Here is a 24486-nt window from a genome sequence, read left to right on the forward strand (position 1 = left end):
CCTGCGCGCTAAAACAGCGCGCTGGCCAGCTTGGTGCGCGCGGCGATCACGCGCGGGTCCGCCGGGTCAAACAGCCCGAACAGCTCGATCAGGCGCGCCTTGGCCTCCGGGTGCGCCTTCACCAGCGCGAGCAGGCGGTCGAAGGCCAGCTCCGGCGCCCCGGCCACCACCTCGGCATCCGCCGCGGCTAGCTGCTTGGCTACGTCCTGCGGGTCTGCCGCGGCGTCCTGGATCGGGTCGGTGGACCGGCTCAACGGGTCGAGGCGCTTGATCACCGCCACGGTGGCCTTCGCCTGCTTCACCTCCGCGTTTTGGGGGTCGGCGGCGAGGATGTCGTCGTAGGCGGCGGCCGCGGCGTCATAGTCGCCGGCGGCCAGCGCCGCCTCCGCCGCATCGAGGCGCGGGTCCCCCGCCTGCGCGCCCTCTCCCCCAGCTGCACCCTCGGGTTCTTCCGTACCCAGGCCCTGCAGCTGCGGGCCGATCTGGCTCACCAGCGCGTCCACCCACTGGCGCAGCTGCTCCTCCGGCTGGTTGCCTTCGAAGCTGGTCACCGGGCGTCCAGCGGCCAGCGCAACCGCGGTGGGGACTGCGCGCACGCCCAGCGCCTGCGCCAGCTGCGGGCTGGCGTCCGCGTCCAGGTAGGCCACCAGGAACTCGCGCTGGCCCTGCGCCAACTGCTGCAGCGTCGCCTTCAGCGCCTCCGACTCGGCCGAGCGGGAGCTGCCCACCAAGAGCACCACCGGCACTTGCATGGAGCGCTCGAAGGCTTTGGCCTCCACGTCGCGCTCGGACACCGTGATGAAGGGCTCGAACGCGGTGCCCTCCATCTCGCGGCGGGCCTGGGCCTGCTGCGCAAGGGCGGCCAAGTCCACCGCGCCGCCCGTAAATGACTGGTTGAATTCGGCCACGCCGATCTCCTTAATCCTGGTGCTCTTCGAAGTGCTTGTTCAGTGAGTCGATCTTCTGGTGCAGCATGTCCGTGTAGCCGGGGCGGATGTCCGCCTTGATCACCAACGATACGCGCGGGGACACCGCCTCCACGGCCTCGGTGGCGCGACGGATGACGTCCATGACCTCGTCCCACTCGCCCTCGATAGTGGTGAACATCGACGTGGTCTCGTGCGGCAAGCCCGATTCGCGGACCACCCGCACCGCGCGAGACACCGCCTCCGACATCTCCCCGTTGGGGTTGTCCGTCACCGTCGGGGCTACTGAGAACGCTGCAATCATGGACCTAAGCCTACAAGCGGGCGGCCTACCGGCGCTCCCAGCAGTGGCGGTGCCAGTGCCGGCGGTCATCCACGCCGCGGCCCGAGTCCCTGGGCCAGGCCACCACGTGGGCGACCCCGGGCGAAATGTTCTGGTTGCACCGCGGGCAGACGTAGAACTTCACCGCCGCCGCGGCACCGATCTGGCGCACGCAGTACATCTCCCCGTGCGTCCAGCTGGGGCCCTCCATCTCCTGGGTGCCGATGAAGGTGGATCCGTCCCGCGGCAGGATGTAGCCGGGGGTGCGCGGCGCGCGCCGGTTCTTTCTGGGCATAGTGCGATCCCGTTTTCTTAGAAGAGCCGCAGCTCGTTGGACTCGATACCGCGCAGTTCGCCGTAGTCGAGGGTGACGCAGCGGAAACCCCGGTCCTCCGCCAGCGTTCGAGCCTGCGGCTTGATCTCCTGGGCGGCGAACACCCCGGAGACCGGGCGCAGCAGCTCGTCGCGGTTCAACAGCTCCACGTACCTGCTCAGCTGCTCCACCCCGTCGATCCCGCCCCGTCGCTTCACCTCCACGGCCACAGTGCCGCCGCGCGGGTCGCGCGCGAGGATGTCAACCGGCCCGATCGCCGTGGGATACTCGCGGCGCACCAGCGAATAGCCCTGGCCGAGCGTGGTGATGTGCTCCGCCAACAGCTCCTGGAGGTGCGCCTCCACTCCGTCCTTGACCAGGCCCGGATCCACGCCCAGCTCGTGGGAGGAATCGGAGAGGATCTCCTCGATGGTGATGCGCAGTTGCTCCCCCTTCGGATTTTCCACGATCCACAGCTGCTCGCCCGTGTCAGCTCCGTCGAGGTCCACCACGGCCTCCTCGCGGAGGGAGCACGGGGGTGTCATCCAGTTCAGCGGCTTATAGGCCCGATCATCGGCGTGGATCGACACGGAACCGTCCGCCTTGATCAGGATGAGGCGCACCGCCGCGGGGAGGTGCGCGTCCAAGCGGCCAACGTAGTCCACGGAGCAGCGGGCGATGACTAAACGCATGACAGCCAGCGTACCGCCGGGCCGTGCGGCCTCCCCAGCCAGCCCCGGGCCGCGCCCCCTACTGCTCGCGGCGGCCGCGGTTGGCCCGCTCCGCCAGCGCGTTCATGTCCTCGCGCTGGTCCCGGCTATCCGGCGCGGACTCCAGCCAGGAGATCAGCGCCATCTCCACGTGGCGCGCACCCGCGAACTCCATCTCGCCCTCAGGGCCGCCGAGCACCAGCACCGACTCCACTCCGGGCATAAAGTCGCGTTCCTCCGCGGTGAGCTCGCGCACCCCGTTGAACGTCACCGTGCGGCGGTCCAAGGAGAGGTCGTAGTTGAAGGACAAGGAGCGCAACTTGTAAAAGCGGGCCTGCTCCCCCACGTAGCGCAGCACGCCGTGGCGCCAGCCGTGCGAGCCCTCCGCAGGCAGGCCGCGCAGCAGGCACTGCGCACCGTGTCCGCGGAACATGGTGAAACGCCACGCCGAGGCGATGCCCGCGGTGGCGGCGAGCAGCAGCAGGACGTACTCCAGGATTTTCATGCCGTCCCGCCTTTCCTCAGGGCACGCGCCGCAAGGTCCGCGCGTTGTAGGGTTTTGACTCATCCTAGTCCCAGTTCCCACGCAAACAACGGGTGCGGCACGGGGAGTTTTGCGGTTGTGCTCAGGGGGGCGTCGACAAGCAAAAGCGCGAAAACGCCGCCGCCCCGAGGAGGGCGGCGGCGCTTCGAAGAGATGCGGCGGGCGCTTGGCCTAGTGGGATGCGCGACGCACCGCGGCAAGCTCGGCCTCCGAGCGCGCCTTGGTCACAGCGTCATCATCCTGCAGGTGCGACTCCGCGTCGGCGGAATCGACCTCGCTGGCAAAGATCGCGTAATCCGCGAGGATTGTCACGCGTTCGCCCTGTACTGCGAGGAACCCGCCCTGGACAGCCGCGACGATGCGCTCGCCGTCGACCGGGCGGATGGTCACAACACCGTTGTCCTTGAGCTGGCCCAAGAGCGGCTCGTGACCGGGCAGGATGCCGATCTCACCCTCGGTGGTCTGCGCGGTGACGATGCTTGCCTGGCCGGACCAGAGCATGCGGTCGACGGAGACCAGCTGCGCGGTAAGTTCAGCCATGGTGCCCTCCTACGCTTCCTGCAGCTTCTTGTACGCGGCCTCGACATCGTCCAGGCCACCGAGGTTGCTGAACGCCTGCTCCGGGTACGCGTCGAACTCGCCCTCGCAGAGCTTGTCAAAGGCCTCGATCGTCTCCTCGAGCGGCACGTAGGAGCCCTCGTCGCCGGTGAACTTCTTCGCCACGAAGAAGTTCTGGCCGAGGAAGCGCTGGATCTTACGTGCGCGCATGACGGTGATCTTGTCCTCTTCGGACAGCTCGTCCATACCGAGGATGGCGATGATGTCCTGCAGCTCCTTGTTCTTCTGCAGGATGCCGATCACCTTCTGGGCGACCGCGTAGTGGCGCTCGCCCACGATGCCCGGCTCCAGGATGCGGGAGGTGGAGGTCAGCGGGTCCACAGCCGGGTAAATACCCTTCGAGGCGATGGAACGGCTCAGCTCGGTGGTTGCATCAAGGTGGGCGAAGGTGGTCGCCGGCGCCGGGTCGGTGTAGTCATCCGCAGGCACGTACACGGCCTGCAGCGACGTAATAGAGCGACCCTTGGTGGAGGTAATGCGCTCCTGCAGCACGCCCATCTCGTCCGCCAGCGTCGGCTGGTAACCCACGGCGGAAGGCATGCGGCCCAGAAGGGTCGACACCTCGGAACCGGCCTGGGTGAAGCGGAAGATGTTGTCGATGAACAGCAGCACGTCCTGGTTCTGCACATCGCGGAAGTACTCCGCCATGGTCAGGCCGGACAGGGCCACGCGCATACGGACCCCCGGCGGCTCGTCCATCTGGCCGAACACAAGCGCCGTATCCGGCAGCACGCCCATGTCCTCCATCTCGAGGAACAGATCGGTGCCCTCACGGGTGCGCTCGCCAACACCGGCGAACACGGAGGTACCGGAGAATTCGCGGGCGATACGGGTGATCATCTCCTGGATGAGCACGGTCTTGCCCACACCTGCACCGCCGAACAGGCCGATCTTGCCGCCCTTCACGTACGGGGTGAGCAGGTCGATGACCTTGATGCCGGTCTCGAGGATCTCGGTCTTACCCTCGAGGTCCTTGAAGGCCGGCGGCTCGCGGTGGATGCCCCAGCGCTCGCCGTCCTGGCCCACCGACGGGTCATCCAGGCACTGGCCGAGCGCGTTGAACACGTGGCCCTTCACCTGGTCGCCCACCGGCACGGAGATCGGGTTGCCGGAGTCGATCACCTGGGCGCCGCGGACGAGGCCGTCCGTCGGAGCCATGGCGATGGTGCGCACGAGGTTGTCGCCGAGGAACTGGGCAACCTCGAGGATGATGGTCTTGGACATCTCGCCGAGGTCGATGCCCACCTCGAGCGCGTTGTAGAGAGCGGGCAGCTCGCCGCGGGGGAACTCGACGTCCACGACCGCGCCGATGACGCGGACAACGCGGCCGTTCTCGGAACCACGCGGGTTCTGCGTGTTCTCTACCGGGGCCGAGGGGCGGGCCTCAGACTGGGTCTCAGCCGGGATAGTGGCCTCGCCCGCCGCCTCATCGTTGCCCTCAGTAAATGAGTAAGCAGTAGTCATGATTTAGTCACTTTCCTCACTACCGGACAGCGCGCCGGCGCCGCCGATAATCTCGGTGATTTCCTGGGTGATTTTAGCCTGGCGGGCCTGGTTCGCCTCGCGGGAGAGGTTGTTGGCCAGCTCCGTTGCGTTATCCGTCGCGTTCTTCATGGCGGTGCGGCGCGAAGCGGACTCCGATGCCGAGGCCTCCAGGAAGATCGAGTACAGCGAACGGGAGACGTACACCGGAAGCAACTCGGACATCAGCGTGTCCGGATCCGGCTCGAAATCCATGTCCGGTTGGACGTTTCCGGACGTCTCCAGCATGGACTCCTGCTCGTACTCCACGTCCTTGATCACCGGCTCGATCGGCAGCAACTGGTGCACCCGCGCCTCCTGCGAAAGCATGGAGACAAACTCGGTGTAGACCACGTGCACCTGGTCGAAGCCGCGCACAGCGGTCCCCTCGGCGCCGTTGACGCCCTCGCGCCACTTGGTGGTGCCCTCGGAACCGGCCATGAAGCCGTCGATCATGTGGCGGCGCACCTCGTGGGTTGCCTCCCATGACGGCTGCTGGGACCAGCCGGTCCACGCACCCGCGACATCCATGTCGCGGAACCGGTAGTGGGTCACACCCTTGTTGCCGGTGACGTAGCGGACCACGTCATAGCCTGCGTCGCGGAGCATGCGCTCCAGCTGGGCGGCCTTCTTCAGCACGTTGTGGTTGTAACCGCCCGCCATGCCGCGATCAGAAGTGACCACGAGGATCGCCGCAACCTTGCCATTCTCCCGCTCGTGGAGCATGGGGTGGTCGAGGGAGCTCGTAGCTGCGAGGCGCTCCATGACAACCTGCAGCTCATCGGCGTAGGGCTTCGCCGCATCAACGCGCTGCTGCGCCTTGGTGATCTGCGACGTAGCGATCAGCTCTTGAGCCTTGGTGATCTTCTTCGTGGAGTTGACGGACCTGATTCGGTCGCGCAATTCGCGAAGTGTAGCCATGGTTTACTTCCTCCCTTCCTTGTTATTCGTTTCCTTCATCTGGGTGGGTAGCACTGGCCAGATTTAGGAGCGGCTGACGTTGAGCTGGTTCTTGGACACCTGGGAGGCATCCAGCGCGCGCTCCTCCGGCTCGCGCACGATGCGCTCGCCGGTGGACGCCTGGAAGTTGCGCGCGAACTGCTCGTTCACTCGCAGGATCGCCTGCTGGGACGCCTCGTCGAGAGCCTTGCCGCCGGCAATCTGCTCGTACACCTCGGGCGCGGAAGCGTGGATCTGCTCCTGCAGCTCGCGCTCGTAGCGGCGGACATCCTCGACGGGAACGACGTCGAAGACACCCTGGTTCGCGGCCCAGATGGACACGATCTGGAACTCCACCGGCTGCGGGGAGTTCTCCGGCTGCTTCAACAGCTCCACCAGACGCTGACCGCGCTCGAGCTGCTTCTTGGAGGCAGCATCGAGGTCGGACGCGAACGCCGCGAAGGACTCGAGGTCGCGGTACGCGGCCAGGTCCAGACGCAGGTTACCGGCAACCTTCTTCATACCCTTGGTCTGCGCGGCACCACCGACACGGGACACGGAGATACCCACGTCGATAGCCGGGCGCACGCCCTGGTTGAACAGGTCGGACTGGAGGAAGACCTGGCCGTCGGTGATCGAGATGACGTTGGTCGGGATGAAGGCACCCACGTCGTTCGCCTTGGTCTCGATGATCGGCAGCGCGGTCAAGGAGCCGGCGCCGAGCTCGTCGTTAAGCTTGGCGGCGCGCTCCAGCAGGCGGGAGTGCAGGTAGAACACGTCGCCCGGGTACGCCTCGCGGCCCGGCGGGCGGCGCAGCAGCAGGGAGATGGCGCGGTAGGCCTCGGCCTGCTTCGTCAGGTCATCGTAAATAACCAGGACGTGCTTGCCCTGGTACATCCAGTGCTGGCCAAGGGCCGCGCCGGAGAACGGCGCGAGCCACTTGAAGCCCGCGGAGTCGGATGCCGGGGCGGCCACGATGGTGGTGTACTCCAGCGCGCCCGCGTCCTCGAGGGTCTGGCGCACGCCGGCGATGGTCGAGCCCTTCTGACCCACGGCGACGTAGATGCAGCGCACCTGCTTCGACGGATCGCCGGACTCCCAGAACGCCTTCTGGTTCAGGATGGTGTCGATGCACACCGCGGTCTTACCGGTCTTGCGGTCACCGATGATCAGCTGGCGCTGGCCGCGGCCGATCGGGGTCATCGCGTCGATTGCCTTGAGGCCGGTCTGCATCGGCTCCTCGACCGGCTGGCGGTCGAGAACGCCGGCAGCCTGGAGCTCCAGGGCGCGCTCCTCAGTGGACTCAATCGGGCCGAGGCCGTCGATCGGCTGGCCCAGGGGGTTGATCACGCGGCCGAGGAAGTTCTCGCCGACCGGGATGGACAGGACCTCGCCGGTCCTCTTGACTTTGTCGCCCTCGGTGAGGGTCTCGAAGTTACCCAGCACCACCACACCGATCGTGTCGGTGTCGAGGTTCTGTGCGACGCCAATCACGCCGTTGGGGAACTCGAGCAGCTCGTTCGTCATGCAGCCGGGCAGCCCGGAAACCTGGGCAATACCATCTGCAGCCGAAGTCACCACGCCGACCTCCTCACGGGAGGCCTCCGCGGAGTAGCTCGAGGTGTAGTTCGCTATCGCGCTACGGATCTCATCGGAGGAGATCGTCAGCTCCGCCATGTTCTTCCTGCTCTCGGTAGATTCTTCCAGCATTTGTTACTCGTTAAAGGGTCGTGCTCGCGGCGAGGTCGGTGCGCAGGCGCGTGAGCTTGCCACGCGTGGAACCGTCAATCTCCTCGTCGCCAACCCGGACGATCATCCCGCCGAGGAGGCTGGGGTCAACCTCGGAGTGGATGGCCATCTCGCGACCGTAAATGTTCTCAAGCTTGCGTGCGAGGGCTTCGCGCTGGGAGGAGGAAAGCTCCTCCGCCGCGACGACGCGCGCCACAGTCTTGCCTCGCAGATCAGCCACCTCATCCGCCAGCGACGACAAGTCGTCGACCGGGTTGTGCTCGCGGCGGCCGATCACCTGCAGTGCGAGAGCCTCGGTGAACATGGTCACCTTGCCGTAAATCACGCTGGCCAGCAGGCCGCGCTTTTGCGCTGCGGTGGCGGTTCGGTCCGCCAGGAGCTGGGTGAGCTCGGTCTCGGACTCGAGCAGGACGGAGAGCTGGTACAGCTCGTCTTCGACCTGCTCCAGCTGGCCCTGCTGCTCTGCGCCGCGCATGAGTGCGCGGCGGCCCAGTGCGACCAGCCCAGTGCGGAACTCGCGCGGGGTGGACCACTCCTGGGAAGCGGCGTCCGTGATGATCTGCTTCGTCGGCTCCGCAACCTTGTCGCCAAAGACCTCGCCGATGATGCCGGCGCGCTGCTCGGGCTCGAGCGACGCGTCTGCGACGGCGACGCGCAGCGAGCGGTTAGCGTCGAGCTGGTCCACGATCAGGAACAGCTCGGTGCCCACCTGTGCGGCCACGGCGACGGCGTTGTCGGAGGAACGGATCAGCTCATCGAGCTTCTCCGCCACGTGCGTCTGTGCTTCGCGACTAGCTGCCTTCATGTCGCCTACTTCCTCGTCGAAACGTTGTCGAGCTCCGAGAGGAATTCATCGATCGTGTTGGAGCGGCGGGTGGAATCCGACAGCTCGGTGCCGAGCAGGCGCTCGGCCAGGTTGATCGAGTTCTGCCCCATCTCGTTGCGCAGCTCAGAAACAACCTGCTCGCGGGAAGCGAGCAGCTGCTTCTCGCCGGCCTCGACGATGCGGCGGGACTCCTCCTCGGCGCGGGCGCGGGACTCAGCCTCGATCTCCTTGCCGCGTGCACGCGCGGCCTCGCGGATCTCGGCGGCCTCGGCGCGTGCCTCGGCGAGCTCGGCGTTGTTCTTCTCCAGGGCAGCCTTGGCTTCCTTCTGGGCGACCTCAGCACGCTCGATGCCGCCCTTGATCCGGTCCTCGCGCTCCGCCAGCACTTCCTGGAACTTCGGAAGCACGTACTTCCAGAAGAGCAGGAAAACGATGATGAAGACAACGAGCGACCAGACCACGTCGTACGCGGCCGGCAGGAGAATGGACGGTTCCTTCTCCAGCGGCAGCGTCTCGTGGCCGGCCTCAGCCGCCACGAAAAATGCGTTGACGTTAGTCATAGGGTTGCTCCTGATCTAAAAGGTGTACGGGGTGAAACGCGTGTTGCTTTTAGAACAGGAAGCCGGCAACGAGGCCGATGAGGGCGAGCGCCTCGACGAAGGCGATACCCAGGAACATGGTGGTGCGGAGCTGGCCGGCCATCTCCGGCTGGCGGGCCATGCCCTCGACGGTCTTGCCAACGAGCATGCCGATGCCGATGCCGGGGCCGATGGTGGCGAGGCCGTAGCCGATGGTGCCGAGGCCGGTGTACTCGTTCACGGTGTTGGCTGCGTCAGCTGCAAGGATGATCTCGTTCATTGAAAGTCGTTCCCTTTCTTGGTGCACCTGCGGCCTTGAGGTTGGGACGCCGCGGCGCGAGTGACAATGTTTTGGGGTTATTCAGTTTGGCCGGTGATTCGCGCTTTGTTAGTGCGCATCTGCGTGGAGCGACAGTTCGATGTACACCGCCGTCAGAAGGGCGAAGATGTACGCCTGCAGGAAGATGATGATCAGCTCGTACAGGGTGAACAGCAGCGCCGCGATCAGGGTCAGGCCACTTACCGCCGTCCATGCGTTCAGCTGCCAGAAGAAGAAGTTCGTGGCGGAGTACAGCAGGACGAGGATGATGTGGCCAGCCAGGAAGTTCGCCATAAGACGAAGCGCCAAGGTGATCGGCCGCAGGATGAAGGTCGAGAAAATCTCGATGGGCACCACCAGCAGGTGGAGTGCCGGGGGCAGCCCCGGAATCACAGTCGAGTGCTTGAAGTAGGCCAAGCCGTAGCGCTGCACGCCGGCGTAGATCATCGCAATGTACGCAACCACCGCCAGCACGACCGGCATGCCGATGCGCGCGTTCGGCGAGATGTTGAGGAAGGGGATGATCGTGGCCGCGTTCATGAACAGAACCGTGAAGAAGATGGTGGCGATCACCGGAAGGAACCGCTTGCCATCTTTCTTGCCCAAAATCTCTTCGGCGATGTTGACGCGGACGAAGTCCACGCCGAGCTCGGCGAAGTTTTGCAGGCCCTTGGGAACCAGCTGCGGTTTCCGAAAGGCGATAACAAAGAGGAGCACCAGGATCGCCGCGATGAAGAGGCGGACAATCATGATGCGATCCAGCGCGAACCAGCCATTGGCAAAGTCTTCACCAATGATCTGGCCGAACGTCTGCCCCGGGAAAAATTCTGGACCAAGTTGGGGTGCGTGGAAACTACCCTTCATGGCCAACGTTGTAACGCTCAGCGTTCTCTCCCGTTCTCGGGCCGCACCCGTTTGCGGGATGCGGTGCGATGGACGTCTTCAACAAGGTCTGCCCGCGCGGCGGACTCCGTCGCACATCTGCTACCGCGGGGCAGGGGATGTTGCTTTCGGCAGCCATGCCCGCTGGGCGGGCAGTCTCCACCTCAAGTAAACCCAGCGGACAGCCTAACAGGTGGGGGCTCGTTCTCGCGCTTTTGGGGCTGGTTGTCCCAGCCCCAGCTCACCCCCCGCAAGCCCCCCGTTCATTGAAGCTGGGTACAGGCCAGATCCACCCCGCACCCACCCCGTTGTTATTTATCTCACAGCCGCACCGCAGGGCGGGGTTTAGCCCATGTAGGCCGTACGCGTGGTGATGGTCCCCCACGCCTCCGCCGCAAGCGCCACCACCAGCGCCGCGATGGTGGTGACGCCGAACGCGCCCTGGTCATAGAAGTCGAACCCGCGCAGCCACAGCAGCAGGAGGACCACCACAGCCATCTTGACCAGCCACCCGCCAAGCACCACGGCCATGGTGGTGGTCGGCGACGAGTTGGAGGTGGCCAGCACCGAGGCCGCGGTGGCCAGCACGAAGCCACCGCCGATGCCCACACCGAGCAGCACGCCCCAGATGCCGGGCAGATCGCGCGCGTAGCCCCACCCGATCAGGGAGAGCAGGGTAAGCGCCACCAACGCCCACGCACCCGCGCGCAGGGCCCGCACAAGGGGGCGTCGCTGATCCTCGAACTCGGCGGCGTCGCGGACGGTTAGCTCTTCACTCACGCCCGAGCAGTGTAGTCGCGCCCTCGGAGCTTTTGCTTACCGACGCCTCCCCCGCCCCCGCCTTCACCGGGCCAATCTTGCCCTTGGCCAGGGGCACGAGCGTGGCCAGAAACGCAAGGACCACGGCGGTGGCCGAGAAGGCCGCGGCGTAGCGAAGCGGCACGATGGAGAAACTCACCGCGCCGAACGCCACCGCGGCCACCCACATGTAGAGCACCAGCACGGTGCGACGGTGGGTGTGGCCGAGGCGCAGCAGACGGTGGTGGATGTGGCCCGCGTCCGCCTGGAACGGGCTCTGCCCCCGGGCGGTGCGCCGGACTACGGCCCACACCAGGTCCACCACCGGCAGCGCCACCGCAGCGAGCACTACGATGATGGGGCTGATGAGGGCCACCAAGTCGGCCGCGCCGTAGAGGGACATGTTGATCTTGCCAGAGGCGGACACGCTCGCGGCGGAGAGCAGCAGGCCGATCAGCATCGCGCCCGAGTCCCCCATGAAGATGCGGGCGGGCTCGAAATTGTGCGGCAGGAATCCGCCGCAGATACCCACGAGCGCCGCGCAGATGATGGCGGGCGGGTACGCGGACACGGCCCCGCCTTGGTCGTGCAGGACGGTGAGCGAATAGAGCAGGATCGCGGTGCCGGCAATCACCCCGGTGCCGGCGGCGAGGCCGTCGATGCCGTCGACGAAGTTCACGGCGTTAATGAGCAGCACGGTGAACACCGCACTCAAGGCCACACCCTGGACTTGGTCGAGGATGAGGGTGGTGCCCCCGCCGAACGGGACGTAAAAAACGGTGAACGCAATACCCATGAACGCCATCAGGAGGGCCGCGAAGAACTGCCCCACCAGCTTCACCAGCGCCCCCAGCTCGTAGAGGTCGTCGACCACGCCAACGAGGACGATGGCGAAGGCCCCGGCCACCACGGCGGTCATCTCCGGGGTCACGGGGGCGAAGCCGCGGGTGAGCGCCGGCAGCTGCTGGGCCAGAAACACGGAGCACACCAGCCCGGTGAACATGGCCAGCCCACCCACGGAGGGCGTGGGCTGGGTGTGCACGTCCCGCTGTCGGATCTCCGCCACCCGGCCGGTGCGCACGAGCGCGGAGCGGACCAAGCCGCTGGCCAGGTAGGTGATGGCGGCGGCGACGAGCAGCACCAGGCCGAGCTCGCGCAGCGGCACGCCAGCCCCGCTCACCTACTTCCTCCGCAGGGACTCGGGGTCAAGGTCGAGCACTTCACCGATGCGCTCGGCGGGGATCGCGCCCTCGCGCAGGATCACCGGGTGGCCGCGGGAAATGTCGATAATGGTGGACGGCTCCCCTACCTGGGCCTGACCGCCGTCGAGGTACGTGCGCACCGCGTCGCCGAACTGCTGCTTCGCCTCGGCTGCGGTGAGCGCCGGCGGGTTGCCGGAGATATTGGCGGAGGACACGGCCATCGGGCCGGTTTCGCGCAGCAGCTCGAGGGCGAGCGGCTGGTTGGGCATACGCAGCAGCACGGTGCCGCGCGTGTCCCCGAGGTTCCAGGGCAGGCTGGGCGCCTCGGGCACCACAATGGACAGCCCGCCGGGCCAGAACGCCTCCACCAGGGTCTTCGCCGTGTCGGAGAACTCGCGCACCAGGCCTTGGATGGTGGTCCAAGACCCCACCAGCACGGGCACCGGCATGTCCGGGCCGCGGCGCTTGGTGGCCAGCAACGAGGCCACGGCCGCGTTGTTGAAGGCGTCGGCCCCGATGCCGTACACCGTGTCCGTCGGCAGCACCACGCATTCGCCAGCGCGCACCGCTTCGGCGGCGGCGCGCAGGCCCTCCTCGCGCCCCTGGGGGTTCAGGCAGTTGTGGATGGTGCTGGCCATGGGTCCTCCGTTGGTTGGTTGGCGGTTACCTTACTCGCCGTGACAAAGCGCTGGCGGCCGGCGAGGTCTTCGAGGGGGGTGACGGCGGTGAGGGAGGCGTCGGCAAGCAACAAGCTCCGAACCGCGCCCGAGGTGGTGTCGTCGTGCTCGATGCCGAGCGCCCCGCCGGGCGCGAGCAGCCCGGACGCGACTGGGATGAGCCCGCGGATCTCGCGCATGCCGTCCGCGCCGGAGAACACCGCCTCGTGCGGGTCGCGGTAGACCTCCGGGTCCAGCTCGCCGGTCTCCGGCACATACGGCGGGTTTGTCACCACCACGTCCACGCGCCCGCGCAGCTCGCTGAGCAGCTGCGGGTCGGTCATGTCCCCCGCCACGATCTCCACCCGCGCGCCGACAGCCTCGGCGTTGCGTCGGGCGTACTCGCGCGCCGCGGGCGACTTCTCCACCGCGATAACCCGCGCGTGCGGGCAGCGGGTGGCCACGGTCAGCGCCAGCGCGCCCGTGCCGGTGCCGAGGTCCACAACGAGGGGCTGAAGCTTATCGACGCCCCCCACCTCACGCACAGCCCACTCCGCCAGCAGCTCCGTCTCCGGGCGCGGGATGAACACGCCAGGTCCCACGGCTAAGTCGAGCAGGCCGAAGGGCGCGCTGCCCGTAATGTGCTGCAGCGGCTCGCGTGCCGCGCGGCGGCGCACTACCTCGGCGTAGCGGGCCTCGAAGTCACCGGCGGGTTGGGCGAAGCCCACCTCGAGCGGCGCGACACCCAGCACGTGCGCGGCGAGCAGGCGGGCGTCCACCCCGGGGGTGGGCACGCCGGCCTCCGCCAGCGTGCGCGCCGCTTCGGCGATCCGCTCGCGCGGGCTGGGCCGGCTACTCGGCCTCAAGGCGCTCCTGGCGCTCGTGGGTCTGCAGGGCGCCGATCAGGTCATCCATGTTGCCGTCGAGCACCGAATCGAGGTTGTTGGCCTTGTAGTTGATGCGGTGATCCGAGATGCGGTTCTCCGGCCAGTTGTACGTGCGGATGCGCTCCGAGCGGTCCATGGTGCGCACCTGCGAGGCGCGGCCCTCGGCCTCGGCGGCCTCAGCCTTCTCGCGCTCCAGCTGGTCCAGGCGGGCCTGCAGCACCTGCATGGCGCGGGCGCGGTTCTGGATCTGGGAGCGCTCGTTCTGGCAGGTCACCACGATGCCGGTGGGCAGGTGGGTGATGCGCACCGCCGAGTCGGTGGTGTTCACGCCCTGGCCGCCCTTGCCCGAGGAGCGGTACACGTCCACGCGGATGTCCTTCTCGTCGATGTCCACGGACTCGATCTCGTCCGGCTCCGGGAAGACGTACACGCCAGCCGCTGAGGTCTGGATGCGCCCCTGCGACTCGGTGACGGGGATGCGCTGCACGCGGTGTACGCCGGCCTCGAACTTCAGCTTGGACCACGCACCGTCGCGCGACGGGTTCTTCGCCTTGACCGCCACGGTCATGTCCTTCACGCCGCCGAGGTCCGATTCGGCCACGTCAAGCACTTCCCAGTTCAGGCCGTGCTTCTCGCAGTACTTCTGGTACATGCGCGCCAGGTCGCCCGCGAACAGGGCGGCCTCCTCGCCGCCGGCACCGGCCTTGAGCTCCATAATCACGTCGTCGCCGTCGCGCTCGTCGCGCGGGGCGAGCAGGTCCGCGAGCTCCTCCTCGAGACGTACGATCTCGCCCTCGAGGCGTTCGGCCTCCTCGGCGAACTCCTTGTCCTCCGATGCCATCTCGAGGGCGGCCTCGCGGTCCTCGCGGGCCTGGGTCAGGTCGTTGTTGACCTTGATAATGGGCTGAAGCTCCGCGTAGCGCTTGGAGAGTTTGCGGAACTGGTCCTGGTCGGCGGCCACGTCCGGGTCGCCCATCTGCGCCTGGATGCCCTCGTACTCGGCTACGTAGTCGTCGACAAGCGAAACGCTCGATCCGTTAGCCATTAGACGTAATCCTCCTCGCCTTGGTCGGCGGCCATGGGCGCGGACTTGGCCACACCCATCAGGAATTCGCCGTTGGTCTTGGTCTTCTTCAGCTGCTTGATCAGCATGTCGATGGACTGCTGCGGGTCAAGCGCGGAGAGGATGCGGCGCAGCTTGTGCATCACGCGCGCCTCCTCCGGGCTCATCAGCAGCTCGTCCTTGCGGGTGCCGGACGGGTTGACGTCCACGGCCGGGAACACACGGCGCTCCGCGATCTTGCGGTCCAGCTTCAGCTCGGCGTTGCCGGTGCCCTTGAACTCCTCGAAGATCACCGTGTCGCCGGCAGAACCCGTCTCCACCATGGCGGTGGCGATGATGGTCAGCGAGCCGCCCTCCTCGATGTTGCGGGCAGCGCCCAGGAAGCGCTTCGGCGGGTACAGCGCGTTGGAATCCACGCCGCCGGAGAGGATGCGGCCGGACGCCGGCGAGGAGTTGTTGTAGGCGCGGCCGAGGCGGGTGATGGAGTCGAGCAGGACCACCACGTCCTGGCCCATCTCCACGAGGCGCTTCGCGCGCTCGATGGCCAGCTCCGCCACGGCGGTGTGCTCTGACGGCGGGCGGTCAAAGGTGGAGGCGATAACCTCGCCGCGCACGCTGCGCTGCATGTCGGTGACCTCCTCCGGACGCTCGTCCACCAGCACCACCATGAGGTAGCACTCGGGGTTGTTGGTGGCGATCGCGTTGGCGATGTTCTGCAGGATCGTGGTCTTACCGGCCTTCGGCGGGGAGACAATCAGGGCGCGCTGGCCCTTACCGATGGGCATGACCAGGTCGATCACGCGGGTGGTGAGGATGTTCGGCTCCGTCTCCAAGCGCAAGCGCTTGTTGGGGTAGAGCGGGGTGAGCTTGTGGAACTCCTTGCGCCCGCGCGCCTCTTCAGGCGTCATGCCGTTGACGCTGTCCACGCGCACCAGCTGGTTATAGCGCTGGCGGTTGCGGCCGTTGCCGTGCTGGTGGCCCTGGCCGTTGGCGCGCACTTGGCCCACCACGGCGTCGCCCGAACGCAGGCCGTTTTGGCGGACCAGCTTGTTGTTCACGTACACGTCCGCCGAGTTCTGGCGGTAGCCCGTGGTGCGGATGAAGGCGGTGTTGTTGTCCACCACGTCCACGATGCCGGCAACCTCCTGGAGCTCCTCCGGGGAGAAGTTCTGGTTGTTGTCGTTCTGGTTGCCGCCGTTGTTGCCGTTGGTATCGCGGTTGTTGTCGCGGTTGTCGCGGTTGCGGTTCCGGTTGCGGCGGCCCCGACGGCCCCGCCGGCCGCCCTCGTTGTCGTCGCGGTCCCCGCGGTGGTTGTCGCGGTTGTCGCGGTTGTCGCGGTTGTCGCGGTGGTTGTTGTCCCGCTGGTTATTATCCCGGTCCCCCCGGTCGTTGGCGCGCGAGCTGGTATCCCGGTTGTCGCCGTCGGCGTGGTCGCGCCGCTCGGCGCGCTCGGCCTGGCCACTGCGCTCTTCACGCTCCCCGTGCTCTTCGCGCTCCCCGCGGTCGTGCTGGTCCTGGTCCTGGCCGCGGGACCGGTTGCGGCGAGCGCGGCGGGCGGCGGAGCGGGACTCGCCGCGCTGCTCGCCGGTTTCCGCCCTGTCCTCGGCGCCGTTGGCGGCTCCGGTCTCCGCGCTCTCTGCGCTGTTGCGCTCAGCGCCGCCGGCCGTGTTCGCGCGCTCCTGCGCCGGCTCGTCGTGCGCAGCGCGCTGCGCCGGGGCACCGTCGCTCTGCACGGAGCCCTGGTCGGCGGCCTTTGCGGCCCTAGCCGGCACCTGGCCGGTGGTGATCGCCTGGATCAACTCGCCTTTGCGCAGGGTGGAGACCCCCTTGAGCCCCTTCTCCGCCGCGATCTTGCGCAGCTCCGGCAGTTTCAGCGTGCTGAGATCCTGGCCTGCGGCCGTATTGCCCGATTCGGTCACGGATATCCTTTCGTGGATCTGCCGCCCCCGAGGCCCGCGCGTTGCAGTCTGTCGGCCCGGCCGGCGGCGTGCGTATTGAGATATGTCGGCGCGCCCGCACATGTTCCGGTATGGCGCGGCGCGTCCGCCGACGCGCCGCGTGTCCGTGCGCGCTCCCCCGCGCGATGTGCACCCGTGTACCGCTTGTGCACCGAACGCGCCCGCCTAGTGCGGAACCCGGCAGCTACCGGGCAGAAACGTTGGGGGTGGATCTCGCCTCACAACTCCCGTAGTGCGGGAGGCGGGTAAAGGCTCGGGCGACGCATCTGTGGCGGCGCCCGCAGCCGTACTGCGGGAATCCTGCCGGGAAGTATAACGCATGCCCGCACGGCGCACGTTTTCCGGCCCACCCGGCGCGCCCGGCACCGGGGCCGGCACGGCGCTAACGCGGCCCCAGCGCGGCGCTACCATGGTGCGCATGCTTTCAACGATGCAGGAGGTGCCGTTCTCCGTCGCGCGGATCTTGGAGTACGGATCCACCGCGCACGGGTCCACCAAGTGCACAACGTGGCGGGGCGATAGTGCGGAGGAGACCACGTTTGCGGCAATCGCGGCCCGCGCCGCCGCGTTTGCCAACGCGCTCCACGAGGACTTGGGCGTTGACGGGGACCAGCGGGTGGCCACACTGTTGTACAACTGCGCGGAGCACATCGAGGTGATGTTCGCGGTGGCCGCGAAGGGCGCGGTGTTTACGCCGCTCAACGCGCAGCTGATGGAGGATCAGATCGCCTACATTGTCAACCACTCTGAGGCGAAGGTGATTGTGGCGGATCCGCGGTTGGCCGCCAAGCTCGGGCGAATCCTGGCCCGCTGCCCGCTGGTGGAGACGGTCGCGTTCATCGGGGCCGGACCCGCCTCGCACCTCGCCGAAGGGTTGCCCGGCGAGGTGGAGGTGCACAGCTACGAAATGCTTCTCGACGGCCGCTCCACGCTCTACCCCTGGCCCATCCTGCCGGAAACCACGGCGGCCGCCTTGGTGTATTCCACCGCCACCACCGGTGCGCCGAAGGGCGTGGCCTACTCGCACCGCTCCCTGTGGCTGGAGGCGATGAGCCTGCGCGCCACGGACTCGCTGGCGGTCACGCACGGCGAGTCTTTCCTGTGCTGCATCCCCATCTACCACGTGCTGAGCTGGGGCGTTCCCTTCGCGGCCTTCCTCGCCGGCGCCCCGCTGGTGCTGCCGGACGCGGACGTCTCCGCGCCCACGCTGGCCAAGCTAATCGCCTCGACCCGCCCGCGCGTTGCCCACGGCGTGCCCACCCTGTGGATCCAGCTGATGGTGCACTACGTGCACAACCCGCCCGAGCGTATGAGCTTGCAGGAAATCTACGTGGGCGGCTCCCCTGCCCCGCCGGCGCTGATGAAGGTGTGGGAGGAGCGCTACGGCGTGGACATCGTCCACGTCTGGGGCATGACGGAAACCTCGACGGTTGGCACCGTGTCGCGCCCGCCGTCGGGCGCAGCTGGCGAGGCCCGCTGGGCCTACCGCGTCTCGCAGGGCCGGTTCGCACCCAGCATCGAGTACCGGGTGGTCAACGACGGCCGCGTGGTGGCCTCCAACGACCTCACCCAGGGCGAGATCCAGGTGCGGGGCAACATGGTGGCGCAGAGCTACTACCACTCACCCACCCAGGAGGCGGGGCAGCTGGCGTCGTCGTTCCGCGGCGAGGACATCACCGACGAGGACGACCACTTCACCGCGGACGGCTGGCTGCGCACCGGCGACGTCGGCACCGTGACGCACGACGGGTTCATGACGCTGTACGACCGGGCGCGCGACGTGATTCGCTCCGGCGGCGAGTGGATTTACTCGGCGCAGGTGGAGAACCTCATCATGGAATCGGAAGACGTCATCGAGTGCGCGGTCATCGGCATTCCGGATAGGAAGTGGGGCGAGCGCCCGCTCGCCGTCACCGTGGTCCTGCCCGGCGTCGAGCCGTCCGCCGAGACGGCGGCGCACCTGCGTAAAGGGCTGGCGGACGTGCTGCCGCGCTGGATGGCGCCGGAGTACTGGACGTTCGTGCGGGCCATCGACAAGACGTCGGTGGGCAAGTTTGACAAGAAGGACCTGCGCAAGCACCTTGCCAACGACGAGTTCGACATCATCGCGCTGCCCGGCCCGGGCGGCCGGGCCCCGGCGGACGGGCAGGCCCAGGCGAGCCCGGCGCCCGAGGCGGGTTGACGCGCCGTTTATCATGGTGAGCATTATGGTCTCACCTCAATTCCTTCCCACCCCGGTAGCGGCGGCGGGGGGCACGGGGGCGTCGACAAGCACAAGCCCCGGCACCGCGCGCACGCTCGATGACGCGTACGGGCGCACCGCGCGCGACCTGCGCGTGAGCCTCACGGACCGCTGTAACCTGCGCTGCACCTACTGCATGCCGGCCGAGGGGCTGGACTGGATGCCCACCGAGCAGGCCCTGTCCGACGACGAGGTGATCCGCCTGATCCGCCTCGCCGTGGAGTCGCTTGGTGTGCGGCAGGTGCGCTTCACCGGCGGCGAGCCGCTGCTGCGCAAGTCACTGGAAGCGATCGTGCGAGCCACCAAGGCGCTGCGCACCGACGAGGGGGTGGCGCCCACCACCGCGCTGACCACTAACGCGCTCGGCCTGGCCGTGCGGGCCGAGGGGCTGAAGGCGGCGGGGCTAGACCGCATCAACATCTCGCTGGACACCACCAGCCCGGAGCTCTACGCGGAGCTGACCAGGCGGGACCGGATCCGGGACGTCTACGCGGGCATCGACGCCGCGCTCGCCGCGGGCCTGACCCCGGTAAAGGTCAACGCGGTGGTTATGCCCGGCATAAATGAGGACGGCATCGAGGACCTGGTGGACTTTGCCTTGGACAAGGGCCTGCAGCTGCGGTTCATCGAGCAGATGCCGCTGGGCCCCCGCGAGCACTGGAGGCGCGCGGACATGGTCACCGCCGGCGAGATCCTCGAGCGGCTGGGGCGGCGCTTCACCCTCACCCCGGCCGCGGAGCCGCGCGGGGCCGCCCCCGCCGCGCTGTGGGACGTCTCCGACGGCGCGCGAAGCGGCAAGCTGGGCATCATCGCCTCCGTCACGCACCCGTTCTGCGGCGCGTGCGACCGCACGCGGCTGACCACCGACGGCGCGGTGCGCTCCTGCCTGTTTTCCTCCCAGGCCGATGAGGTCTCGCTGCGCGATCTCATGCGCGCAGGTGCCTCCGACGCGGAGCTCGCGGACGCGTGGGCCGGGGCGATGTGGCGCAAAAAGCCTGGCCACGGCATCGACGACCCGGGCTTCCTGCAACCGGAGCGGCTCATGAGCGAGATCGGCGGCTAAATGCGCACCATCGCGGAGCACACCGACGCCGCCCTCGCGCTCGCGCGCCCGCGGTTGGAGAGCTTTTCGCTTGTCGACGCCTCCGGGCTCGCGCTCGCCTCCCCAGTGGCGGCGCGGCTGCCGGTACCCCCCTTTGCCAACTCCGCCATGGACGGCTTCGCGGTGCACGCGGCCGACCTGGCGGGCGGGGCTGGCGCTGTCGAGGCTTGCGCTGTCGAGGCGGGCGCGGATGATGCCGGCGGGCTGCGGCTGCCCGTGGCCGGCGACATCCCCGCCGGGAGCGCGGCGATTGCGTGCCCGCCCGGCCACGCCGTGCGGGTGATGACGGGCGCCCCCGTCCCGCCGGGGGACGACATTGCCGTGGTCCCCGTCGAGCAGACCGACATTCCCGCCGGCCCCGTACCCCTGCCTGACGCGGTAACCATCCGCCGCTTCGACCCGGCGCGCACGCACGTGCGGCCCGCCGGATGCGACGTGCGAGCCGGCGACACCGTGGCCGAGCCGGGCACCGTGCTCGACGCGGCCACGCTCGCCGCGCTGGTGGCCACCGGGGTGCGCGAGGTGGAGGCCTACGCCGCCCCGCGGGTAGCGGTGATCAGCACCGGTGACGAGCTGGTGGCGTGGCCGGGCGACATCGCCGGCGCGCAGATCCCAAACTCCAATCTGCCCATGCTCGCGGCAATCTCCCGCGCCGCCGGCGCCGGCGAGGTGAGCACCTTCCAGGCGGGCGATTCGGCTGGCGTTTCGGCTGGCAACGCCTCCGCCGCCAACGGCTTCGCGGAGGCCTTCGACCGCGCCGCTGCGGGCGCGGACCTGGTGGTGACGTCCGGCGGGGTCAGCGCCGGGGCCTTCGACGTGGTCCGCACCACCACCCAGGGCGCGGGCGGTATGTGGTTCGGCCACGTGGCGCAGCGCCCGGGTGGCCCTCAGGGCATCGGCACGTACAAAGGCGCGCCGCTTCTTTGCCTGCCGGGCAACCCGGTGGCGGCCTTCGTCTCCGCGCACCTCTACCTCGTGCCCCTGATCCGGGCGTTCGCCGGGCACACGCGGGGGCTGCGCGTTCATGAGCGCCCGCGCTTCGCCGCCGAGGTGGGTGCCGGGTTCCCCGCCCCACTTCCCGGTCGCAGCCTGGTGGTGCCGGTGCGCCTGGACTTCGCGGGCCCGCACCCGTGCGCCCAGCCCGCGTTCTCCGGCACGGGCTCGCACCGCGTGGCATCGCTCGCCGGCGTGGACGGGCTGGTTGTTTTGCCGCCGGCCGAGGATGCCCGGGAGACGCCGGCGCCACGCGGCGCGCCGCGCACCGTGAGCGTGCTGCCCACCCGCCCACCCGCCTGAAGTAGGGTCGTGAGCCATGCAGTTCACCCACCTCAACTCCGGCGGCGAGGCCTACATGGTCGACGTGACCGCCAAGCAGCCCACCGTCCGCCAAGCCACCGCCCAGGGCGAGGTGGCCTGCTCGCCCGAGGTCATCGCCGCGCTGCGCGACGGCACTGTGCCCAAGGGCGACGTGCTCGCCGTGGCCCGCGTGGCAGGCATCGCCGCGGCCAAGCGCGTGCCGGAGCTGCTCCCGCTGGCCCACACCATCGGCGTGCACGGCTGCGCGGTGGACATTGAGCTGCGCGAGGACCACGTCTTTATCGAGGCCACGGTGCGCACCGCGGACCGCACCGGCGTGGAGATGGAGGCGCTCACCGCCGTCAGCGTCGCCGCGCTCGCCGTGATCGACATGGTCAAGGGCGTGGACCGCTCCGCCTACATCCGCCGCACGGGCATCACGGCCAAGTCCGGCGGCCGCTCCGGGGATTGGTCCCGCGAGCTGCCGGGCGAGGCGTAGGTCGACCTGAGGTGCAATTGCTTGTCGACGCCACCCAGCTCGGCGTCATCATCCTCGCCGGCGGGCGCTCCACCCGCATGGGCGCGGACAAGGCCGCCGTGCGCGTGAACGGGACCCGGCTTGTGGACGCGCTGTTGGCCACCCTGCCCGCGGCGAGCCCGCGGGTGGTGGTCTCCCCCTTCGACTTAGGCATGCCCACCATCTGCGAGGACCCGCCCTTCGGCGGGCCCGTGGCCGGCATCGCGGCCGGGTGCGATGCGCTGGAGACCGAGCTGGTGGCGGTCCTGGCCGTGGACGCGCCGAACTCCGCGGCGCTTCTGCCCGCGCTCGTGGAGGCGGTGGCCGGCGGCGCGGACGCGGCCGTGGTCGAGGCCGGAGACGGCCACGTGCAACCGCTGTGCGCCGTGTGGCGGCGCGAGGTGCTCGCCGCGCAGCTCGACCGGGTGGGGGCGCGTGATGTGGCGGCGAAGGCGCTGCTCGGGGGCGTCGACAAGCTTGCGCTCGTCCCCGGAACCGGTGCCGAGCGCGATTACGATTCGCCGGCGGAGCTGGCCGCGCTGGGCGAGGTGGAGCTCTAAACCAGCCACTCCGCGATGCTGGGCCACAGCGACAGCACCACCGCGAGGGTGTCGGCGGCGCCGCCGCGGGACCCGGGCGAGTTGACGATGAGGCTGCCGCCCGGCTCGCGCGAGGTGAGGCCCACTACGCCGCGGCACAGCGCCGCCCGGTCGGAGTGCTTCAGGCCGGTGAGCAGAATCTGCGTCTCCACGCCGTGCAGGCGGGTGGTGATGCGCTCCTGCGTTGCCTCGGGGGTGAGGTTGTTCGGCCCGAGCCCGGTGCCGCCGCAGGTGAGAATCAGGTTCGTGCCGGCGGCGATCGCCTGATCCAGTGCGGCCGAGACCGCCTCTTTCCCCTCCGGCACGACCTGCGCGCCGGCGACGTGGAAGCCCGCCTCGGCCAGCAGCGTTTCGGCGACAGGGGTAGTCGAATCCTCCCGATCACCCCCGTGGACGCGGTCCGAGACCACGATGATCCGGGCGGTCGGTTTGACTTGTTGCACGTTCCTCGAGCCTTTCCGCTGCGTACAGCCCCGGGGTCTCCGGCGGGCCGCATTTACGTCACGTTAATGTGCGCTAATTATTTCTAAACTTTTCCGGTTTAAAATTGAGAGTAGCAGGTCAGAGGCGCTAAATTCGAAGGGGAAACATCCGTTACCTTTTGAGAGGATGCACCCCTATGTCGACCATCGACACATCACAACGAGTGCTGCACGGCTGGGACCCGGAGGACCCGGAGAAGTGGGATTCCGGCATCGCCTGGCGCACGCTCTGGATCTCCACCATCGCGCTCTTCTTCGGCTTCGTCACCTGGTACCTGGTGGCGGCCATCGCTCCCCACCTCAATGAGGTGGGTTTTGATTTGAGCGCCTCCCAGCTCTACTGGCTCACCGCCAGCTCCGGCCTCGCCGCCGGTATCTTCCGCCTGATCTGGATGTTCCTGCCGCCGGTGATGGGCACCCGGAAGCTGGTCACCTTCTCCACCCTGCTCTTCCTCATCCCGCTCGTCGGCTGGTTCTTCGCGGTGCGCAACGACACCCCGTACCCCGTGCTCCTGCTGCTCGCGTTCATGACCGGTATCGGCGGCGGCGTGTTCTCCGGCTTCATGCCGTCCACCGGCTACTTCTTCCCCAAGTCCAAGTCCGGCACCGCGCTCGGCCTGCAGGCGGGCCTGTCCAACCTCGGCATGTCCGTTGTGCTGCTGAGCGCTCCGTTCCTCATCGGCACCACGCTGTTCGGCTTCGGCGGGCTGGAAACCATGCACAACACCGAGACCGGCGAGGTGATGAACCTCTACAACGTCGCAGGCTTCTTCGTCCCGTGGGTGATCGTCATGGCCGTCCTCGCGTGGACCATGCTCAAGGACGTCCCGGTCACGGCGAATTTCCGCCAGCAGATCGACATCTTCGGCAACAAGAACACCTGGATCCTCACCATCATCTACGTGATGACGTTCGGCGCCCTCGCCGGCTTCGGTGCCCAGCTGACGCTGCTGATGAAGAACAACTTCGGCGAGAGCGCCACCGGGCTTTTGGGCTGGGCCTTCCTCTTCGCCATGGTCGGCGCCGTGGTGCGCGCCCTGTGGGGCCCGCTGGCCGATAAGTACGGCGGCGCAATCTGGACCTTCATCGGCGGCGCGGGCATGACCGTCACCGCCGCCATCGCCGCGATCTTCCTCGCCCGCGGCGGCAACGCGGCGTTGCCGTTCTACATCACCATGATCGTCATGTCCTTCTTCGCCGGCCTGGGCAACGCCGGCACCTTCAAGCAGATGCCGATGATCCTGCCCAAGCGCCAGGCCGGCGGCGTGATCGGCTTCACCGGCGCGATTGCCGCCTTCGGCCCCTTCATCGTGGGCGTGCTTTTGACCATGATGCCGGCCACCACCTTCTTCTGGGGCTGCGTGGTGTACTTCGCCATCGCCACCTCGCTCGCCTGGATCTTCTACGCCCGCCCGAACGCCCCCTTCCCGGGTTAAT

General features: G+C 68.1%; 26 protein-coding genes. 6 read left to right on the forward strand and 20 right to left on the reverse strand.

Annotated features, from left to right (window positions below):
* Positions 1-8 precede the first annotated feature (8 nt).
* The 19 genes from BN4252_RS05690 to rho form a co-directional block, all read right to left on the reverse strand.
* A complete protein-coding gene (locus BN4252_RS05690; protein WP_066527388.1) occupies positions 9-908 on the reverse strand; it encodes a tetratricopeptide repeat protein in 900 nt (299 codons plus the stop codon).
* Positions 909-918: 10 nt separating this feature from the next.
* Positions 919-1230, reverse strand: a complete 312-nt coding sequence (locus BN4252_RS05695; RefSeq protein ID WP_066527393.1) for a thiamine-binding protein — start codon at positions 1228-1230, stop codon at positions 919-921.
* A 25-nt stretch (positions 1231-1255) separates the two neighbouring features.
* A complete protein-coding gene (locus tag BN4252_RS05700) occupies positions 1256-1543 on the reverse strand; it encodes a hypothetical protein (RefSeq protein ID WP_066527395.1) in 288 nt (95 codons plus the stop codon).
* A 17-nt stretch (positions 1544-1560) separates the two neighbouring features.
* Complete coding sequence (gene nucS / locus BN4252_RS05705) at positions 1561-2253, reverse strand: endonuclease NucS (RefSeq protein ID WP_066527404.1); 693 nt, start codon at positions 2251-2253, stop codon at positions 1561-1563.
* Between the two features lie 58 nt (positions 2254-2311).
* On the reverse strand, positions 2312-2776 hold the full coding sequence (locus BN4252_RS05710; protein WP_066527407.1) for a DUF2550 domain-containing protein: 465 nt from the start codon (positions 2774-2776) through the stop codon (positions 2312-2314).
* A gap of 210 nt (positions 2777-2986) precedes the next feature.
* On the reverse strand, positions 2987-3355 hold the full coding sequence (locus BN4252_RS05715) for a F0F1 ATP synthase subunit epsilon (protein ID WP_066527410.1): 369 nt from the start codon (positions 3353-3355) through the stop codon (positions 2987-2989).
* 9 nt (positions 3356-3364) lie between these two features.
* A complete protein-coding gene (gene atpD / locus BN4252_RS05720) occupies positions 3365-4897 on the reverse strand; it encodes a F0F1 ATP synthase subunit beta (RefSeq protein WP_096877775.1) in 1533 nt (510 codons plus the stop codon).
* Positions 4898-4900: 3 nt separating this feature from the next.
* Positions 4901-5875 (reverse strand): F0F1 ATP synthase subunit gamma, encoded by a 975-nt coding sequence (locus BN4252_RS05725; RefSeq protein WP_066527413.1) that lies wholly within the window; start codon positions 5873-5875, stop codon positions 4901-4903.
* Between the two features lie 63 nt (positions 5876-5938).
* Complete coding sequence (gene atpA, locus BN4252_RS05730) at positions 5939-7603, reverse strand: F0F1 ATP synthase subunit alpha (protein WP_066527420.1); 1665 nt, start codon at positions 7601-7603, stop codon at positions 5939-5941.
* 10 nt (positions 7604-7613) lie between these two features.
* Positions 7614-8447 (reverse strand): F0F1 ATP synthase subunit delta, encoded by an 834-nt coding sequence (locus tag BN4252_RS05735; protein ID WP_066527423.1) that lies wholly within the window; start codon positions 8445-8447, stop codon positions 7614-7616.
* 5 nt (positions 8448-8452) lie between these two features.
* Complete coding sequence (locus BN4252_RS05740; RefSeq protein WP_066527425.1) at positions 8453-9028, reverse strand: F0F1 ATP synthase subunit B; 576 nt, start codon at positions 9026-9028, stop codon at positions 8453-8455.
* A gap of 49 nt (positions 9029-9077) precedes the next feature.
* Entirely contained in the window at positions 9078-9326 is a 249-nt protein-coding gene (locus BN4252_RS05745) for an ATP synthase F0 subunit C (RefSeq protein WP_066527428.1), read from the reverse strand.
* A 108-nt stretch (positions 9327-9434) separates the two neighbouring features.
* Positions 9435-10229: a F0F1 ATP synthase subunit A gene (gene atpB / locus BN4252_RS05750; RefSeq protein WP_066527432.1), complete on the reverse strand. Its 795-nt coding sequence runs from the start codon at positions 10227-10229 to the stop codon at positions 9435-9437.
* 363 nt (positions 10230-10592) lie between these two features.
* Complete coding sequence (locus BN4252_RS05755) at positions 10593-11027, reverse strand: hypothetical protein (protein ID WP_066527433.1); 435 nt, start codon at positions 11025-11027, stop codon at positions 10593-10595.
* Positions 11020-12225 carry an MraY family glycosyltransferase gene (locus tag BN4252_RS05760; protein ID WP_066527442.1) on the reverse strand — a complete coding sequence of 402 codons (1206 nt, stop codon included), beginning with the start codon at positions 12223-12225 and terminating at the stop codon, positions 11020-11022. The genes BN4252_RS05755 and BN4252_RS05760 overlap by 8 nt, the downstream gene beginning before the upstream one ends.
* On the reverse strand, positions 12226-12885 hold the full coding sequence (locus BN4252_RS05765) for an L-threonylcarbamoyladenylate synthase (RefSeq protein ID WP_066527446.1): 660 nt from the start codon (positions 12883-12885) through the stop codon (positions 12226-12228).
* The gene (prmC, locus tag BN4252_RS05770) at positions 12858-13769 is read right to left on the reverse strand and encodes a peptide chain release factor N(5)-glutamine methyltransferase (protein WP_066527448.1); all 912 of its coding nucleotides are present in this window, start codon (positions 13767-13769) and stop codon (positions 12858-12860) included. The genes BN4252_RS05765 and prmC overlap by 28 nt, the downstream gene beginning before the upstream one ends.
* Positions 13756-14835 (reverse strand): peptide chain release factor 1, encoded by a 1080-nt coding sequence (gene prfA / locus BN4252_RS05775; RefSeq protein WP_066527449.1) that lies wholly within the window; start codon positions 14833-14835, stop codon positions 13756-13758. Before prfA ends, prmC begins: the two co-directional genes overlap by 14 nt.
* Positions 14835-16772, reverse strand: a complete 1938-nt coding sequence (rho, locus tag BN4252_RS05780) for a transcription termination factor Rho (RefSeq protein ID WP_066527452.1) — start codon at positions 16770-16772, stop codon at positions 14835-14837. Before rho ends, prfA begins: the two co-directional genes overlap by 1 nt.
* Positions 16773-17229: 457 nt before the next feature.
* Here rho and BN4252_RS05785 point away from each other — a divergent pair, with 457 nt between their 5' ends.
* The 5 genes from BN4252_RS05785 to mobA are packed head-to-tail and all read left to right on the forward strand — an operon-like array spanning position 17230 to position 22528.
* Complete coding sequence (locus BN4252_RS05785) at positions 17230-18993, forward strand: long-chain fatty-acid--CoA ligase (RefSeq protein ID WP_066529192.1); 1764 nt, start codon at positions 17230-17232, stop codon at positions 18991-18993.
* 25 nt (positions 18994-19018) lie between these two features.
* Positions 19019-20116 (forward strand): GTP 3',8-cyclase MoaA, encoded by a 1098-nt coding sequence (gene moaA, locus BN4252_RS05790; protein WP_066527454.1) that lies wholly within the window; start codon positions 19019-19021, stop codon positions 20114-20116.
* Complete coding sequence (locus BN4252_RS05795) at positions 20117-21451, forward strand: molybdopterin molybdotransferase MoeA (RefSeq protein WP_066527457.1); 1335 nt, start codon at positions 20117-20119, stop codon at positions 21449-21451.
* Positions 21452-21467: 16 nt separating this feature from the next.
* Positions 21468-21950 carry a cyclic pyranopterin monophosphate synthase MoaC gene (moaC, locus tag BN4252_RS05800; RefSeq protein WP_066527459.1) on the forward strand — a complete coding sequence of 161 codons (483 nt, stop codon included), beginning with the start codon at positions 21468-21470 and terminating at the stop codon, positions 21948-21950.
* An 11-nt stretch (positions 21951-21961) separates the two neighbouring features.
* Positions 21962-22528: a molybdenum cofactor guanylyltransferase gene (gene mobA, locus BN4252_RS05805; RefSeq protein WP_316244771.1), complete on the forward strand. Its 567-nt coding sequence runs from the start codon at positions 21962-21964 to the stop codon at positions 22526-22528.
* Here mobA and BN4252_RS05810 read toward each other — a convergent pair.
* Complete coding sequence (locus tag BN4252_RS05810) at positions 22525-23010, reverse strand: molybdopterin-binding protein (RefSeq protein WP_066527464.1); 486 nt, start codon at positions 23008-23010, stop codon at positions 22525-22527. The genes mobA and BN4252_RS05810 overlap by 4 nt on opposite strands.
* Before the next feature lie 176 nt (positions 23011-23186).
* Between BN4252_RS05810 and BN4252_RS05815 the strand changes: the two genes are divergently transcribed.
* Positions 23187-24485: an MFS transporter gene (locus BN4252_RS05815; protein WP_066527466.1), complete on the forward strand. Its 1299-nt coding sequence runs from the start codon at positions 23187-23189 to the stop codon at positions 24483-24485.
* Position 24486: the final 1 nt, after the last annotated feature.

Source organism: Corynebacterium bouchesdurhonense, from assembly GCF_900078305.2.
Classification (GTDB): Bacteria; Actinomycetota; Actinomycetes; order Mycobacteriales; family Mycobacteriaceae; genus Corynebacterium; species Corynebacterium bouchesdurhonense.